Source organism: Pseudobutyrivibrio ruminis CF1b (assembly GCF_000424005.1).
GTDB classification, from domain to species: Bacteria; Bacillota; Clostridia; order Lachnospirales; family Lachnospiraceae; genus Pseudobutyrivibrio; species Pseudobutyrivibrio ruminis_C.
Map to the genome: position 1 here is coordinate 339,830 of NZ_AUJB01000009.1, position 16,021 is coordinate 355,850.

General features: G+C 37.5%; 16 protein-coding genes. All 16 read left to right on the forward strand.

Annotated elements, in window-relative coordinates; all coding sequences use genetic code 11:
* Window positions 1–11 precede the first annotated feature (11 nt).
* The 16 genes from G592_RS0108250 to G592_RS0108325 all read left to right on the forward strand — a co-directional run bounded on the left by G592_RS0108250 (window position 12) and on the right by G592_RS0108325 (window position 15,914).
* Window positions 12–1,073, forward strand: a complete 1,062-nt coding sequence (locus tag G592_RS0108250) for a hypothetical protein (protein WP_028247415.1) — start codon at window positions 12–14, stop codon at window positions 1,071–1,073.
* On the forward strand, window positions 1,070–2,671 hold the full coding sequence (locus G592_RS0108255; protein WP_028247416.1) for a glucosyltransferase domain-containing protein: 1,602 nt from the start codon (window positions 1,070–1,072) through the stop codon (window positions 2,669–2,671). Before G592_RS0108250 ends, G592_RS0108255 begins: the two co-directional genes overlap by 4 nt.
* A 16-nt stretch (window positions 2,672–2,687) precedes the next feature.
* Window positions 2,688–3,785, forward strand: coding sequence for a CDP-glucose 4,6-dehydratase (gene rfbG / locus G592_RS0108260; protein WP_028247417.1), 1,098 nt, complete (start codon window positions 2,688–2,690; stop codon window positions 3,783–3,785).
* Window positions 3,786–3,788: 3 nt separating this feature from the next.
* Window positions 3,789–4,406, forward strand: a complete 618-nt coding sequence (locus G592_RS0108265; protein ID WP_028247418.1) for a NeuD/PglB/VioB family sugar acetyltransferase — start codon at window positions 3,789–3,791, stop codon at window positions 4,404–4,406.
* A complete protein-coding gene (locus G592_RS15985; protein ID WP_036952240.1) occupies window positions 4,375–5,013 on the forward strand; it encodes a sugar transferase in 639 nt (212 codons plus the stop codon). Before G592_RS0108265 ends, G592_RS15985 begins: the two co-directional genes overlap by 32 nt.
* Window positions 5,010–5,501 carry a YhcH/YjgK/YiaL family protein gene (locus G592_RS0108275; RefSeq protein ID WP_196801828.1) on the forward strand — a complete coding sequence of 164 codons (492 nt, stop codon included), beginning with the start codon at window positions 5,010–5,012 and terminating at the stop codon, window positions 5,499–5,501. Before G592_RS15985 ends, G592_RS0108275 begins: the two co-directional genes overlap by 4 nt.
* A gap of 187 nt (window positions 5,502–5,688) precedes the next feature.
* The gene (locus G592_RS0108280) at window positions 5,689–6,966 is read left to right on the forward strand and encodes an AAA family ATPase (RefSeq protein ID WP_028247420.1); all 1,278 of its coding nucleotides are present in this window, start codon (window positions 5,689–5,691) and stop codon (window positions 6,964–6,966) included.
* Window positions 6,956–7,588, forward strand: coding sequence for a hypothetical protein (locus tag G592_RS0108285; RefSeq protein ID WP_028247421.1), 633 nt, complete (start codon window positions 6,956–6,958; stop codon window positions 7,586–7,588). Before G592_RS0108280 ends, G592_RS0108285 begins: the two co-directional genes overlap by 11 nt.
* A gap of 89 nt (window positions 7,589–7,677) precedes the next feature.
* The gene (locus G592_RS0108290; RefSeq protein ID WP_028247422.1) at window positions 7,678–9,099 is read left to right on the forward strand and encodes an SIR2 family protein; all 1,422 of its coding nucleotides are present in this window, start codon (window positions 7,678–7,680) and stop codon (window positions 9,097–9,099) included.
* A 12-nt stretch (window positions 9,100–9,111) separates the two neighbouring features.
* Window positions 9,112–9,795 carry a TIR domain-containing protein gene (locus G592_RS0108295; protein WP_028247423.1) on the forward strand — a complete coding sequence of 228 codons (684 nt, stop codon included), beginning with the start codon at window positions 9,112–9,114 and terminating at the stop codon, window positions 9,793–9,795.
* Between the two features lie 62 nt (window positions 9,796–9,857).
* Window positions 9,858–10,337, forward strand: coding sequence for a TIR domain-containing protein (locus G592_RS0108300; protein WP_028247424.1), 480 nt, complete (start codon window positions 9,858–9,860; stop codon window positions 10,335–10,337).
* A 19-nt stretch (window positions 10,338–10,356) separates the two neighbouring features.
* Window positions 10,357–11,484: a toll/interleukin-1 receptor domain-containing protein gene (locus tag G592_RS15990; protein ID WP_051194821.1), complete on the forward strand. Its 1,128-nt coding sequence runs from the start codon at window positions 10,357–10,359 to the stop codon at window positions 11,482–11,484.
* Between the two features lie 662 nt (window positions 11,485–12,146).
* Window positions 12,147–13,406 carry an AAA family ATPase gene (locus G592_RS15995; protein ID WP_028247425.1) on the forward strand — a complete coding sequence of 420 codons (1,260 nt, stop codon included), beginning with the start codon at window positions 12,147–12,149 and terminating at the stop codon, window positions 13,404–13,406.
* Window positions 13,407–13,493: 87 nt separating this feature from the next.
* Window positions 13,494–13,637 (forward strand): hypothetical protein, encoded by a 144-nt coding sequence (locus tag G592_RS17545; RefSeq protein WP_155942177.1) that lies wholly within the window; start codon window positions 13,494–13,496, stop codon window positions 13,635–13,637.
* Window positions 13,638–13,831: 194 nt separating this feature from the next.
* Window positions 13,832–14,473, forward strand: a complete 642-nt coding sequence (locus tag G592_RS0108320; protein WP_028247426.1) for a flavin reductase — start codon at window positions 13,832–13,834, stop codon at window positions 14,471–14,473.
* 79 nt (window positions 14,474–14,552) lie between these two features.
* Window positions 14,553–15,914, forward strand: coding sequence for an AAA family ATPase (locus G592_RS0108325; protein WP_028247427.1), 1,362 nt, complete (start codon window positions 14,553–14,555; stop codon window positions 15,912–15,914).
* The last annotated feature ends 107 nt before the right edge of the window (window positions 15,915–16,021 follow it).

A 16,021-nucleotide genomic window follows, 5' to 3' on the forward strand; every position in this document is an offset into this window, starting at 1 on the left:
GTTTATTAGTGATGGTAAAAAATAAAAATACAATTATAAATATTATATTCGTGACGGCCTGCATGTTTTTGGCTTTTTATGGCCTGTACTATAATTCGCTGGCAAATATCTGGGTGATGGTGGTCACTATACCAGTTATTGGTGTGTTGAGTTTATGTGCAGGAAGGTTAAGATTTGATATTAACCTTTTGTTTTTGATGGAGACATTTTTTGTAAAAGCAATGCTGGATCAGCACACAGGAAGAGAGGCAATAGTACCCACTACTATAGCAATGCCAATGTTGATGTATTTGTTTGGCAAGGTGCTGGTGGCAGAGAAGCCTATAAAAAAATCTGTGATAGTTATGGGTTGCATTACTGCAGGTACTACTGTGTTGGGATTGCTAGACTGGCATCTTACAAAAAGATCTCCAATCTACCCAATGGGATATTATTCAGTAGCATTTACTGGTGATACATTCTATACAAATAGAATCACATTTTATTTTAACTTTATTTTCATTGGAGCTTTTGCTATTGCTGGTGTTTTCTTTTTAATTTATAAAATGACATCAGGAAATGAGAAAATTTCTAACGCGAGACCATATATAGGGACAGGGCTTTTGGTTATTCTTTTGCTTGGCTTGTTATACAAGTATGTGAAGACAGAACGCTTCCTTGCTTTCAAGGAGGGTGTGCATCTTATTATTACTAAGCACTGGGGTAATTTTGGATTGGACCTTACATACAATAACAGTACTAGTAACATGTGGCTGGATTATGGCAGGGATTATGGAATCCTAGTGTTTGTAACACTATTTATATTCTTCATTTTAACTATTAAAGATGCCATTATGCTTGCAGCTAATAAGCATGTTGGGATTTTCTGTAAGGCACTTTTGCTTTCGGCATTTGTAGGAGTGAATTTATATTACTTCGTGGAGGCATTTGCTTACCAGTTCGCTTACCTTTGGTACATCGGCCTGGTGGTATGCGGTGTAATTAGTGAAGTGTCACACTATGGAACTGAAAAAGTAAAAACAGAGGAAAAAACTCTTTCAAGCTATATTGATTTGATGGGAGATTATCAATGAATTTTACAGCACCGATAGAAAATTATTTTGAGAAGTTAAGAGGCCGTTTTAATCAGCAGCAGGCCTATGCTTTTATAGCTGCTCTGATAGCAGGACTAGTCGCTCATGGTTATGTGATTTTTAATAGAATCTCTTACCATGACAACACCGCATGCCTCTTTAACCTGGGTGGTACTTACGAATCAGGTCGATGGATGCTTGGTTTCTTCTATGACATCCAGATGATGACTACAAAGCTATTTGCAGTACCTGTATTTAATGGAATATTATCTATCTTATTTATAGCAATAGCTGCTATGTTCATGGTAGAGCTCTTTGAAGTGGAAAGCAGATTCTTAGCTGCAGCTATTGGTGTGATTATGGTGGTGTACCCTGTAGTCACCAGTATATTCTCATTTATGTTTACCAGCTGGGAGTATCAGCTGGCATTATTGTTGGCAGTCGTTTCTGCAAAGGTTTTAGTGGATGCTATCTCATGCCGGAAGAGCGTTGTGAAGTCATTTATAATCTCAGCACTTCTTTGTACTGTCAGCCTTGGAATCTATCAAGCATATATTGGAGTGGTAATAGCGCTTTATTTAATCAAGCTTTTCTTTGGTGTTTTAGATGAACGTTATGATAGCCCATTAGCTTATGTGAAGACTGGTCTTATTTATCTTGTTAATCTTTGTGTTAGCCTGGCACTGTGGGCTGTTCTTCGCAAGGTTACCATGGCTGTTAAGCATATCGTGGCTGTAGATTACAAGGGCATGGATGAGGGGTATCAGTTGGAAAAGCTTCCTCAGGTGTTTATCGGAATGGTAAAGGCATTCCTTGGCTTTTCACAGGAAGGCATTAACGCTGTTCTTTATCAGCGAGCTTTTACAGCATTAATCTTTGTGATTACATTGATGCAGATCTGTTATCTGTTGATTCAGGCAAAAGCAAAGATTTCTATTAAGTTATTTAGTCTTATTGGATTGGTTCTTCTTCCAATAGGAATGAATATAGTGTATCTATTATCCACAAGTAGCGAGTTTGAAGTGGATTCTCTGATGCTTTATGGGGATATCTTTGTATATATACTGCCATTATTGTTGATAGAGAAAATGCAGAGCATGCAGACTAAAGATAGTTTCGTAAATACGATAATCGTAGGAGCTACATGGATTCAGATTATCGCAATTACGATAATGACTCTCGGATATACATATATGGATAATGCCGCATATATGAAAGGCGAGATTGCTCAGGAACAGGCAGTTGCATATTTTAATCAGATGATTACAGCTATCAAGACATGTGAAGGATTTGAAGAGGATATGGAGATTATCCTTGTAGGTCAGGCTGAACTAGAAGATGGTACTTTTGCATTAGTAGATAACAGCGACCAGCTGGACGCTGTAAAGATAGAGAAATTCCCACGATACACAGATTTAGTTAGCTATGAAGGCTCACTCTTCTTCATGCGTGAGCACCTTGGCTTTGGCAATGAAAAGGTATCAGTGGATGACGGTACTGTAGCTCAGGAAACAGCAGTGAAGGCTATGCCAACATATCCAAATGATGGCTCTATCGCTATTGTGGATGGCAGAGTTATTGTGAAGATGGGAGAATAGAAATAGGAGAGCTGAAATGAATTTGGATTTTTATAGAGGAAAAAGAATATTAATCACAGGCCACACAGGCTTCAAGGGTTCGTGGATGTGTAAGGCATTGATAAACGCAGGAGCAGATGTGACAGGCTATGCATTGAAGGCGCCTACAGAACCAAGTCTTTTTGATATGCTTGGGCTGGCTACACAGATGAATTCTGTGGAGGGGGACATCCGTAATCTGGCACATTTGCTTAACGTGTTCGAAGAGGTGAAGCCAGAGATTGTAATACATATGGCGGCACAGCCAATTGTACGCGATTCATATAAGGATCCGGTTTATACATACGAGACCAATGTGATGGGAACAGTGAATATTTGCGAGGCGGTTCGTCGCACACCAAGCGTTCGTTCCTTTGTGAATGTGACTACTGACAAGGTTTATCTGAACAAGGAGTGGCAGTGGGGCTACCGCGAGAATGAGGAACTCAATGGGTTTGATCCATATTCTAATTCCAAGTCTTGCTCGGAGTTGGTTACATCTAGCTATAGGAATTCCTTCTTTACTGATGCGGAGTATCAGAAGCTTTATGGTGTGGATGCGCCTGCAGTTACAACCTGCCGTGCTGGTAATGTGATTGGCGGTGGGGATTTTGCAAATGACAGAATCATACCTGACTGTGTGCGTGCGGTGTCGGCTGGGCAGGAGATTGTAGTGCGCAATCCATATTCTACACGACCATATCAGTATGTGCTGGAGCCGGTTATGGCGTACCTTATGATTGCGGAGGCGCAATACAAGGATAGGGCACTGGCTGGAAGCTATAATGTGGGCCCAGATGATAGTGATTGCTGGACTACAGGTGAGCTAGTGCAGTTGTTCTGCGATAAGTGGAATGGGGCTGCTGGTGGTGCTGGGTTGCATGAGGCTGCTTGGATTAACAAGCATGATGGTGGACCACATGAGGCGAATTTCCTTAAGCTTGATTGTAGCAAGTTGAAGACTACATTTGGTTGGAAGCCAGTTTGGAATGTAGAAACCACTATGGAAAAGATAGTTGAATGGTCTGTGGCTTATCTGAATGGCGAGGATGTGGGAGCTGTGATGGATAGGCAGATTGAGGCGTTTTTGAGGTAGTGCATGAAGGAATTGGTAGTCATTGGTGCTAGTGGCCATGGGAAAGTGGTGGCGGACATAGCACTGTTGAATGGATACGATGAAATTGTGTTTTTGGATGATAATCCTGCTATTAAGACGCTAGGAGATTTTGAGGTTGTAGGGACGTCATCGGAAATTCCAAAGTTTGTTGAAGCAGGTGCAGATTTTTTCGTAGCTATTGGTAATAGTGATATAAGACGTAGGATTATGGACGAGCTGGAACTTGCTGGTGCATGTGTACCAGTACTAATTCATCCTAGTGCGGTGGTTGCCTATGATGCTGCGATAGGTACGGGATCAGTTGTAATGGCGAAGGCAGTTGTGAGCGAAGGTGTGACTGTAGGTAAAGGCTGTATTGTAAATACTGGAGCTGTCGTCAGTGTGGATAGTAAAGTGGCTGATTTTGCTCATGTATCCGTTGGGGCTGTTGTTGGTTCACAGTGTAATATTTGTGCTGGCGATTGGATTGGAATTGGTGCGAAGGTTACTGACGAGGTATCGGTTTGCCCTGGCGTGGTCGCTGGTGCAGGAGCGCTCCTAGATGAGAATGTAAACGAGGCTGGAGTTTATGTACGCAAGATGTTTAAAAAGAGTAATTGATTTTGTTTTAGCTTTAGTGGGGATAGTTGTGCTGTCTCCACTTTTTGTGATATTGATTGTTTTGGGATGCGTTTTTATGGGAGGGAATCCTTTCTTTACTCAGCAACGACCAGGATATCATGAAAAGGTTTTTAGACTGATTAAATTTAGGACCATGGATAATCGTAGAGGTGCTGACGGTGAGTTGTTGCCTGATGAGGTGCGACTGAATAGGTATGGCAGATTCTTACGAAGTACATCTTTGGATGAGTTGCCAGAGCTTTTGAATATTTTGGTAGGGGATATGGCAATTGTTGGGCCACGTCCGTTGTTGGTACAGTATTTGCCTTTGTATAATGCGGAGCAGCGTCATCGCCATGATGTTCGTCCAGGATTGACTGGGTATGCGCAGGCACATGGACGAAATAGTGTGTCGTGGGAAGATAAGTTTGCGATGGATGTGTGGTATGTGAGGCATGTTTCGTTTGCGTTAGATGTGCAGATTTTGGTGGATACCGTTCGAGTAGTGCTGAAGCGAGACGGAATCAGTTCAGAGACAGCTGCTACTATGGAGGCTTTCACTGGGACACCTGAGGGTGTTGTCGCTGAGTGGAAGGCGCCGGAGTGAGTTCGGACCGAACTGAGCATGAGGTCATGAAATACAATACAAAGAAGAAAGGACTTTTGTCGATTTTGAAAACTATTAATGATATAGACGCGAGAATAGAACGAGTTTCTAAAATGCTTTTAGCAGGTGAATACGAGGATGTACCTTCAGGAATTTTGGCAGATGGAACACCTTATAGAATCTCTGAATATGAAACTAAAGATGCAAAGGATTGCATAATCGAATCCCATAGGGAGCACATTGATGTGCAATTTGTCATTTCCGGAAGTGAATGGATTACCTTGTATGCTGGCTCGGGCTTGACTAGCGCTGGTGAGTACAATGTAGAGTCTGATGCAGAGTTTTGGCAGGATGGAATAATAGAATCTAGGACTATCATGAGACCAGGAAGCATTATGGTTATCAAGGAAAATGTACCTCATATGGGATGTGTGCAGGTTGGTGGACCTGAGAAGGTGAAGAAGTTGGTTTGTAAGGTGGAGGTTTAGGAATGTAGTAGCCCGGCAGATGCCGGGCTATAATAGTCTCCATAAAGGATTAGAAAAACGGATTAGCAAAACAAACGTTTTATTTTTTGTGTAAATATATTGCATGAAAAATAATATGTGCTATAATTAGGGCAGATAGATGGATCTTAGCGAAAGATAATTGCGATAAAATACGGAGGAAGAAATTGTGATAATCGAAATAAGAGCTAAAAATTGTTTTGCATTTGATGAAGCTATTGCTTTTTCTATGAAAGCAGACATGAGAAACAAAAAATTTGGTTCAAATGTGCATAAAGAAAACAATTTTAATGTATTGAAGACCGCTGGAATATATGGTCCAAATAATGCTGGTAAAACATGCCTTATTAGGTGTATCAAGGCAATAAAGGGAGTTCTACTGAACAAGAAAAACGGTCTTATGTCTAATATCTTTACTGAGAGTGATATTTGTGAGCTCGGGATTACTTTTTTACATGATGGCAGAAAGTTTTCATATGATTTTAAGTATGACGCTGATAAAGAGGAATATATATATGAAGAATTCTTAGAAATCATTAAAGATCAATACAATAATGAGAAGGAAGTCTGCTGGCTTAAGAGAGATACTTTGAATGATGAGTTTACCTGCATCGATACAGAGCTTCTATCCATGATGCCTGTAGTTGCAAAAAATAATGTTATATTCCACTTGGTTGACTCAAGCAAGTTTTCTGCTCTTAATAATATGAAGCAAATTTTGGTGCAGTTTGCTGAGAAGATAGATATCATCAACATGAATAATATTCCTATGGAGCACACTATAAATCTTATGAAGAATAAGAATCAGCTCCAGGAAAAAGTTGTTGATTTTATCAAGAATGCAGACCTTTATATGGATAATTTTGAATATGTTGAGATGGGAAGTATAAAGGTGCGAAACAATTCTGAGGATGAAAAACCAGAAGAAAAGGTTTTAGATATTCCGGATAAGGTTATGGATCAGATCAGGCTTGTGTCCACATATAAGGGCGTGCAGGTTCCTAGTATGCTTTTCGATTCTACTGGTACCAAGAAAATTGCAGCTATGGCTAGTTATGTCATAGAAGCGCTTGAGCAGGGGAGAATACTGGTTGTTGACGAATTGGACAGCAGTATACATTTTAAGCTTACAAGAGCAACCGTAGCAATGTTTAACAACGAACTCAATACTGATGCGCAGATGATTTTTACTGTTCATGATATAAATCTTATGGACTGCAAGAGGTTATTCAGAAAAGAGCAGATATGGTTTGTTGATAAGGATGAAAATGGTGTTTATGTATATTCTTTAGCAGATTTTACAGCTGAAAATGGTGTTAGGGATACATCTGACATAATAGAGAAATATAGAAAAGGAGCCTTTGCAGCATTACCTGATCCTGAGCTGATCAATTCATTACTGAGCATTAAAGGAAATGCAAAGGAGGCTGATTTAAATGACAAATAGGCTTCCTAAAGTATCTGACAAACATAAGATATGCATTATCTGCGAGGGCAATGAAGAGTATAAGTATTTGGAGCGCTTGAAAAAAATTCATGTATGGAACGATATTTATGATATTTCTTTGGTAAATGCAGAAGGAAATGGAAATATTCCGGCTAGATATCAAGATAGATACCAAAATGGGTCTTATGAAGTTGTGCTTGTGTTCTGTGATACAGAGAAGAAACCTTATGAGCAGTATGATGACATAAAGAATAAGATAAATGATTTCCATGGCGTAGATAATGCTGCTGATGAGATTGTTATCTTCGGAAATCCTTGTACAATGCAGATTATATCTAAGCATTGGACAGATGAGGTTATTAAAAAGCCGGCAAAGGCAGTTAATGCTCCTCTAATCGAGAGGTATACCGGGGTAAAGGGATATAAAGGTAGAAGTGACCAGATTGAGAAGGTAATGAAGAGTATAACGGCCGATAACTACCAAGATATGCGTAATAGAGTTCAGGGTATGGAGCAGAATGACCACGTGGATGGCTCAAGTAATTTTGAAAAGCTCATAGAAAAACTTGGGACAGACAATATTCAGTGGATAGACGAAATAAATGATAAGATTGGGGACTAATTTAGCATGATAGCACAATTCTGAATAAATTAGGCTAGTATGAAATGCTTTATCATTGGTCAAATTATGTGGTATAGAGGAGAAGGTAAATGGCAACAAAGAGTAGGTTTTTAAAAGAATATATCAAAGCAATTAGAGACGGGAATGCTGCTGTATTTGCAGGAGCTGGTCTGTCTCGCCCATCTGGATTTGTTGATTGGAAAGAATTACTTCGACCATTAGCTGAGGAAATCGGGCTAAATATAGATGATGAACATGATTTAACGTTGGTAGCTCAATATGTGCGTAATAAGGCTGGAAATAGAGGCGTAATTAACAAATCCATAATGGAAGCCTTTAATAGAGATGTAGACCTGAATGATAACGTCAGAGTTTTGACACGATTACCTATCGAAACATATTGGACAACAAATTACGATCGTTTGATAGAAGACGGTCTTCGTGAGGCTAATAGAAATGCAGATGTGAAAATGGAATCTGAGCAACTGTCAAATACAAAAAGAGATCGAGATGCAGTTGTATATAAGATGCATGGGGATATGGAGCATCCTGCAAAAGCAGTTCTTACCAAGGATGATTATGTAAAATATGATACGTCGTATCCTTTATTTAGAGAGGTTCTTAAGGGAGATCTCGTATCGAAGACTTTTTTATTTATTGGGTTTAGTTTTGAAGACCCCAATTTGGATTACGTATTAAACCAGACTCGGCGATTACTAGGTGAAAATATACGAAATCATTATTGCATAATGAAAGCAGTGAAGAAAGGTGTTTTAAGTGATGAAGAGTTTGGGTATAAAAAAGCACAGCAAGAATTGCGCGAAGCGGATTTGTCGAGACAGGGAATTCAAATAGTATATGTTGATGATTGGTCTGAAATTACAGATATTCTTAGAGAAATAGAAAAAGCAGTCAATGCGAGTAGTGTATTCATTTCAGGAAGTGCAGAATTTTATGAAGGTGATTGGACTAAGGAGAAAGCAGAGGAATTGGCTTATAAATTATCCAATCAACTAATAAAACAAGGCTATAGAGTGACCTCTGGGTTTGGGTTAGGAATAGGCTCATCAGTTATTAATGGCGCGTTAGATGAAATTAATAGGAATAAATACAATCATGTCGATGAACATTTATGTCTTAGACCCTTTCCTCAGAATATAGTAGATCCAGATGAGCGAGCAAAAAAATGGAAAAAGTATCGTGAGGAAATACTATCCAATAATGGAATAGCTGTATTCATATTTGGAAATAAAAAAGATAGTAAGGGAAATAAAGTTGAAGCAAATGGATGCTGGCAAGAATACCAAATAGCGAAGCAGAAGGATTGTTTAATTATTCCTATTGGAAGTACCGGAAATGTTGCAGAAAAAATACTAGAGGACTTAAAGCTTGATAAAGATTTATATTGCTATATAGAGGACAGTGTAGATATTCTCGAGAAAGAAAAAGATGTCAATAAAATAATCGAAACTGTATTGAAAATAGCAAACAAGCGTAGAATTGTAGAATAGAAAAGGGAAATAATGGGCAACAAGATTTTTGTTTCTTATAAGTATGCGGATAATCAAGTAGAGAATTTAAGCTCATATGGTGAATCTACAGTTAGAGATTATGTAGATGAATTCGAAAGAAAACTTGATTCATCTGACAATATTTATAAAGGTGAAAGTGACGGAGAAGATTTAAGTGACCTATCGGATAGTACGATTTGGGAAAAATTAAAAGATAGAATATACGATAGTTCGGTTACGGTTATATTTATTTCGCCTGGAATGAGGGAGTGGTGGAAAAATGATCGTGATCAATGGATTCCGTGGGAAGTTTCATATTCGCTTAAAGAGACATCTCGAAGAAAAAAGAATGGTGATCCTATAACAAGTCACAGTAATGCAATGGTTGCGGTTGTTCTGCCGGACACGACAGGTTCGTACTCATATTATCTTGAATCTAAAAGCTGTTGTTCTGGTGGTTGTACAATGCACCATACTAATAGTTTATTTATGATAATCAAAAAGAATAAGTTTAATCGCGTAAAAAATGCTTCCAATAGAAAATGTGACAACAAGGATACTATTTGGACTGGAACATGCAGTTATATCGAAGCTGTTAAGTGGTCTAGCTTTATCAAGGATTATCAAAAATATATTGAAAAAGCAATAGAACGTCAGGACAATATTGATGAATATGATATATGTAAAGAGGTATAGTTATGGCGGTGAAGATATTATTGCTGAATTGCAACTAACAATGTAGGGGGGATTTTTGTAATATGGCAAGAAGTGTATTTTATAGTTTTCATTATCAAAATGATATAACCAGGGTTATGGTTGTAAGAAATAGATGGGTGACTCAAGGGGGACAGATCGTTTCAGGAGTTATTGATCATGCTGATTTTGAGCAAGTAAAACGTCAAGGTGATGCAGCAATAAAGAGATGGATTGACAAACAGTTAGAAGGTACATCTGTAACGGTTGTTTTGATTGGAGCTGATACTTTAAATCGTCCCTATGTTCAGTATGAGATTTGCGAAAGCCTGAAGAGAGGAAATCCTGTTATAGGTGTTGATATACATGGAATAAAAGATTTTAATGGCAGAACATCATCGGTATGTAGTCATCATACAATAATTGGGCAATATAATAATGGTAGACCTGCGTATTTTGATGATGTTGCCTCTGGAATTTATGATTATATATATGATGATGGATATAATAATCTTGGCAGATGGGTTGAAAAAGCTGTTAATTAAGAGTTTGAGGTGAGTTTAAATGCCAGGAGAAGCAAAGCGAAAATATGATGCCGAAACAGTAAGGTTTTCGCAAAGTTTAACTAGACCACTGTCATTAATTGTCGAGACGTTGAAGCCAGGTTACTCAAGGGAAGACCTATTAAAGGCCTTTAGGTATTATTATCCATATGAGTGGAATCTTATTTGGGAAAGGTACAAGGTATATAAGGAAAAAGACAAGTTCCTTGAAAAAAATGGGAAAAAGAAAAGATATAATCCTCAAAAGCCAGAAAAATACTTTTATTCGTTACCCAAAGTCAAATATTTATTAAGTGTTGGGTTCAGAAAAAAACACGCATCTCAGTATGATGAAAGCAAAAGAATGGAGTGTGAGTCTTCTTTAAAGAATAAGCGAATGCATAAAATAAATAAAAAGAAGACATCAATTAAAACATATACTAAGGAGCAACAGAAAGTAGATCCAGGTTTCATTGACGCTCTTGTATATGCTTATCACATAAAGGGTATTAGCATAAACGAGAAGTTAGAAATATGCAAAGAAATACGCAAGTATGACTGTGATAAAACCTGGGAGTTTTTTTGGAAGCTCAATGATAGTGAAAAAAATAACCAGATTAGAGGCTATGCCTTTCAATGTTTGCAAAAATCAGGCCATTACGTAAAATTGAGAAAGAATTTTTCTGGAAAGAAAAAACAGTATATGACTGAAAAAAGCACATTTGAAGGTACACCAGAAAGTCTTGCTATAAAACTTGCGAATAATGGTAAATCTATACAGAAGCTAAAGACATATGATGTATTTATTTCACACAGTTATTTAGATCGGGAAATAGTTTATGATATTGTACGAAAGATTAACAAGTGCGGACTAAATTGTTATGTGGATTGGACAGCAGATAGCGATTTCTTAAAGCGATCTTTGGTTTCAGATTTTACTAGAGAAGTGTTAAAGGCAAGAATGAAAAACTCAAGAAAGCTATTGTTTTTAAGCTCATCAAACTCAAGAGCTTCTTGCTGGGTTGACTTTGAACTAAAGTATTATCAAGAGGAAGTACAAAATGAAATATATATGATTGTATTAGATGGTGAGGATGCTCATAATTTTATAAAAATAGATCAGAAGAAAATAGAGTCTTTTTTTGTTTAGTGTCGTCCATCTTCATAGAGAATTGATTATGAGAATAAAAGCTGACTCTTCTGATAGTAGTTTGTATATTATCAAACTATTGCAGGTGATGTCAAAGAGCAGAGAGAAGCAGTCTTCCTTTAGTGGGAGTCTGCTTTTTTAGTGCTACTAAAACCATATAATAAATATAGGACTGTTGCTGATCAGGTGCGGGTTTGGAGCTATTCCATGATAAGGGAATAAATACTCCAAGATGATGGAATTTCGGAGACAAGTGATTTTCATTACAATAATTATGACGTAAGTCTCCAGAAGGGAGGAAACCGCACTTGATAGAGGAAGAGATTGCGAAGCGCTTGCAGAATTGCTTAAAAAGCGCAATCTTACAACATACAAGTAAAAAATGGTAATGTAATCATTAAGCATATAGGTAAAAATTTATAGCTGTAGTAAAAACTACACGTATAAAGCACATTACTCACGTCAGTAAGTGGTTTGAGGAGTTCGGGCAGGCCTGGGTGCGAGGCCTGGGTGGGAATGGTGAAAAAATATAATGAAAAATATAATGATTTATAGAAAAAAATAAAGCGTATTTTTGCAAAATATTTGCAAAAATGAGATTTATAATTTGACATACTTAAAATATAAGCATATACTCAACTATAGAAAGGAAGGTTGTGTATATGCTTATTCAGTTTTCGGTGAAAAATTTCATGTCATTTAAGGAAAAGGCAATCTTAGCTTTAAATCCTTCTGTAGATAAAGAGCACCCAGAGAATATAAACGAGAATAATGGTTATGAAGCGGCAAATACCATAGCCATATATGGCGCTAATGCTTCTGGAAAGACTAGTCTGTTTAAGGCAATGACAGTAGCTGTTAATATGCTTAAAAACTCAAACTTTATGCAAGTGAATCAACCAATAGGTCTCATGATGCCATTTAAGTTTGATGACAATATTAATAACCCATCTGAATTTGAATTCATTTTTGTTGCTGACGACGGAAACAGGTATATATACGGCTTTTCTGCTGATAGAAAAAGAATACATGAAGAATATTTGTATCAATATAAAAGTAAAAAGCCAACCATGATATTTGAGCGTCATGGAGAGGAATATGAGTTCAAGTCTCAGAAGAATGTTTTGGAACCCTTAGTTAGATTTAACACCCAGAACAAGCTTTTCTTAGCAACGGCAACGAATTGGAACACAGAAAGCACAACAATACCTTATAAGTGGTTATCGGAGAAAATAGTCACATTTACTGACGCTCAGGTTTTGACAGATTTATCATTGAATTTATATAAGAGTTCTAAGAAAGAAGAATATTTATCGTTCACAGAAGATCTACTACATGCTGCGGATATTAATATTTCTAAATTGAAGATTAATGTTAAAAAGACAAAAATGCCTCTTGGGATGCTGACTCCTCAATTGCTTGTGAATGGACAACAGATTCCAACGGTAACAGCCCAAGAGATGGAGCAAATCGAGGTCACAACCGAGCATGTGATAGGTGAGGGAGATAATAAAAATACATATAGTTTGGGATTATTAGAAGAATCTCTTGGAACGAATCAGTTGTTTTTACTTGGACCAGTTTTAAAGGATGTTTTTGAAAATGGTACTTCATTATTTATCGATGAGATAGATAATAGTCTACATACATTTATAGTTAAGCATATTATTAATATGTTTAGGAATCCAGATATTAATAAATCTGGAGCGCAGCTTATATTTACAACACATGATACGTCCTTACTTTCGCTGTCGACATTCAGACGTGATCAAGTGTATTTTACAGAAAAGAACAACACGACAGGTGCGTCTGATTTGTATTCATTAGATGAGTTCTCAGTTAGAAAGACGGATAATATTGAAAAAGGATATCTGTTGGGGCGCTATGGTGCAATCCCATATATCAGGGGGGAGGAGTTATAGTGGCAAAAGATTTCCATATTAAGGAGAGAGGCAAAGCCAAAAGAAAACTAAAGGCAGCATATTCCGAATTATGATAAGAATGTAGATGTGTATGCTATTCTTGAAGATAAGATGGAACAGGCTGCAAAGAATGCTGAAAAGTTAAGTGTACATTTTAAGGACGAGAAATGGCCATCCAAGGAATGCAATCCACAGACGGATGTAGGGGATTTGGTTAAGTTGTTGCAATAGAGTTTCATCGGCGGAGCCGATTACAATCATTCCTTACTCGCGCTAGCGAGAGGTCTGGGAGGGGGCAGACCTGCGGAGCTGCTCGGGATGGTACCATAAGAATCTAATAAGTTGTATAATTGAGCTGTGGCATAAGTCACAGCTTGTTTATTTTCTATGTTTACTGAAATGTAGGAGGGGTTGTTATGGCAGAAATGAATACTAAGGCGATGTATAAGTTATCTTATGGTTTGTTTGTATGTACAGCGGTGCGAGATGGCAGAGCTAATGGCTGCATCATAAACACAGCTATTCAGGTTGCATCGGAGCCAAATCGTATTTCCGTAGCGATTAACAAGGCGAACTTCACACATGATATGGTGAAGGAGACAGGGGCATGCAATATTTCTGTCATTAGCCAGGATGCGTCCTTTGAGTTGTTTAAGCATTTTGGATTCCAGTCGGGGCGTGATGTAGACAAGTTTGCAGATTATCCAAAGGGGAATTATCAGCAGGCAGACAATGGAATTCCTTATATTGTGGTTGGGACAAATGCGTACTTCTCACTGAAGGTGAAGGAGACAGTTGATTTGGGTTCGCATACGTTGTTTATCTGTGAGCCTACATTTATGACTGTGCTTTCAGATGTGTCATCGGTGACATATGACTACTACCAGAATAATATCAAGCCAAAGCCTGAGGCTGTTGGGACGACGCCTAAGGGGGAGACTGTATGGAGATGTCGAATATGCGGATATGAGTGGGTAGGCGAGGAGCTGCCGGATGATTTCATCTGTCCGATTTGTAAGCATCCGAAGGCAGATTTTGAGAAGGTTGTGAGGACGCCGGAAGAGTAATATTATACTTGAAATATGCCAAATCTAGGATATAATGAATATATATTCACTGAAAAATATTTCAATAAAAGAGGGGCATATGTTTTTAGGCAGAGCGAAAGAATTAAAAATACTTGGTGAACAATTAAATAGTGATGGAAAGACTGCGGTTTTAATATATGGAAAACGTCGTGTGGGAAAGTCTACACTAATTGCAGAAGCATCCAAAAAATTTAATGGGTGTGTTATAAGCTATATGTGTGCCCAGTCATCGCTAGAAGGAAATCTTACATTATTATCTAAGACAATCTCGATAGTGTTAGATATACCGGAAGTGCGCTTTATGAGCTTGCAAGATGTTTTTGATTATTTATCGAAACAGAGAGGTCAGTTTTTGTTTGTTATCGATGAGTATCAATATCTTAAGCAGGCCGGTAAAAAGAATGAGATTGACTCATATATGCAGATAATAATTGATAAGCTTCCTAAGAATGTAAAGCTTATTCTTTGTGGTTCCTATGTGACAGTCATGAAGGAGTTACTAGAAGAAGAAAATCCTTTATTTGGACGCTTTACGGAAATAATGCATATAGAAGCATTTGACTATTATGATGCCGCTTTATTTTATCCAAGCGCAGACTTGAAAAGGAAATGCGAGAACTATGCAGTGTTTGGCGGAAGCCCTTATGTACTTTCTAATATTGATTCTAGTATGTCTATTAGGGACAACATAATCAAATATCTTTTGCCAGAAACTAGTATTTTAAGAACATATATAGAGAATGTTATTTTGAAGGAAATTCAAAAATCTTATGATATAAGAATCTTTCAGCTTATAGGAAACGGACAAAAAAAATACGCTGACTTAACGTCTGGGCTAGGAGGACAAGATAAAGGACTTCTTGCCAAACAGCTAAATCATTTAATAAAGATGGAAGCAATTGAAAAACTGGCACCTATAAATAAGCTCAATGACAAGAAAAAACAATTTTATGTCATATCTGATAATTTGATGCGCTTTTATTTTACTTATATTTTTGGATACGATGCTGCTATAAAGATGTTGGGGGAGGCTGCTTATTATGAGGGATATATTTCTAAGAGTATAGATGAGTTTATCCAGAGAAGATTTGAGGGGATAGTTTTACAGTATTTTAAAAGAAAAGCTCGTTCTTTTGAGATACGAGATGTGTTAAATATTGGTTCATATTGGTATGATCTTCCGGAAGAACAAAAAAATGGTCAATTTGATGTGGTACTACAGCGCAAGGAAGGATACGATATTTTTGAATGTAAGTTTTACGATCATGAAATGGATATGGAAGAATGCAAGAAAGAGGAGGAACAGGTTAATAATATCAAAGAGCTAGCGGGGATAAGGTTGGGATTTGTAAATTTATATGGCTTTAGTTTTTATAATGAGCAATATGAATTGATAACAGGAAGTGATTTATATAGCTAAGGAGTGAAATCTTCGGATTCACTCCTCTTTCAGATATTGTATATAGTTTCTGCGAGATTGTAGTTTCTGGGAGATCAGGTAATTCATTTGCTATTACTATTGATTAA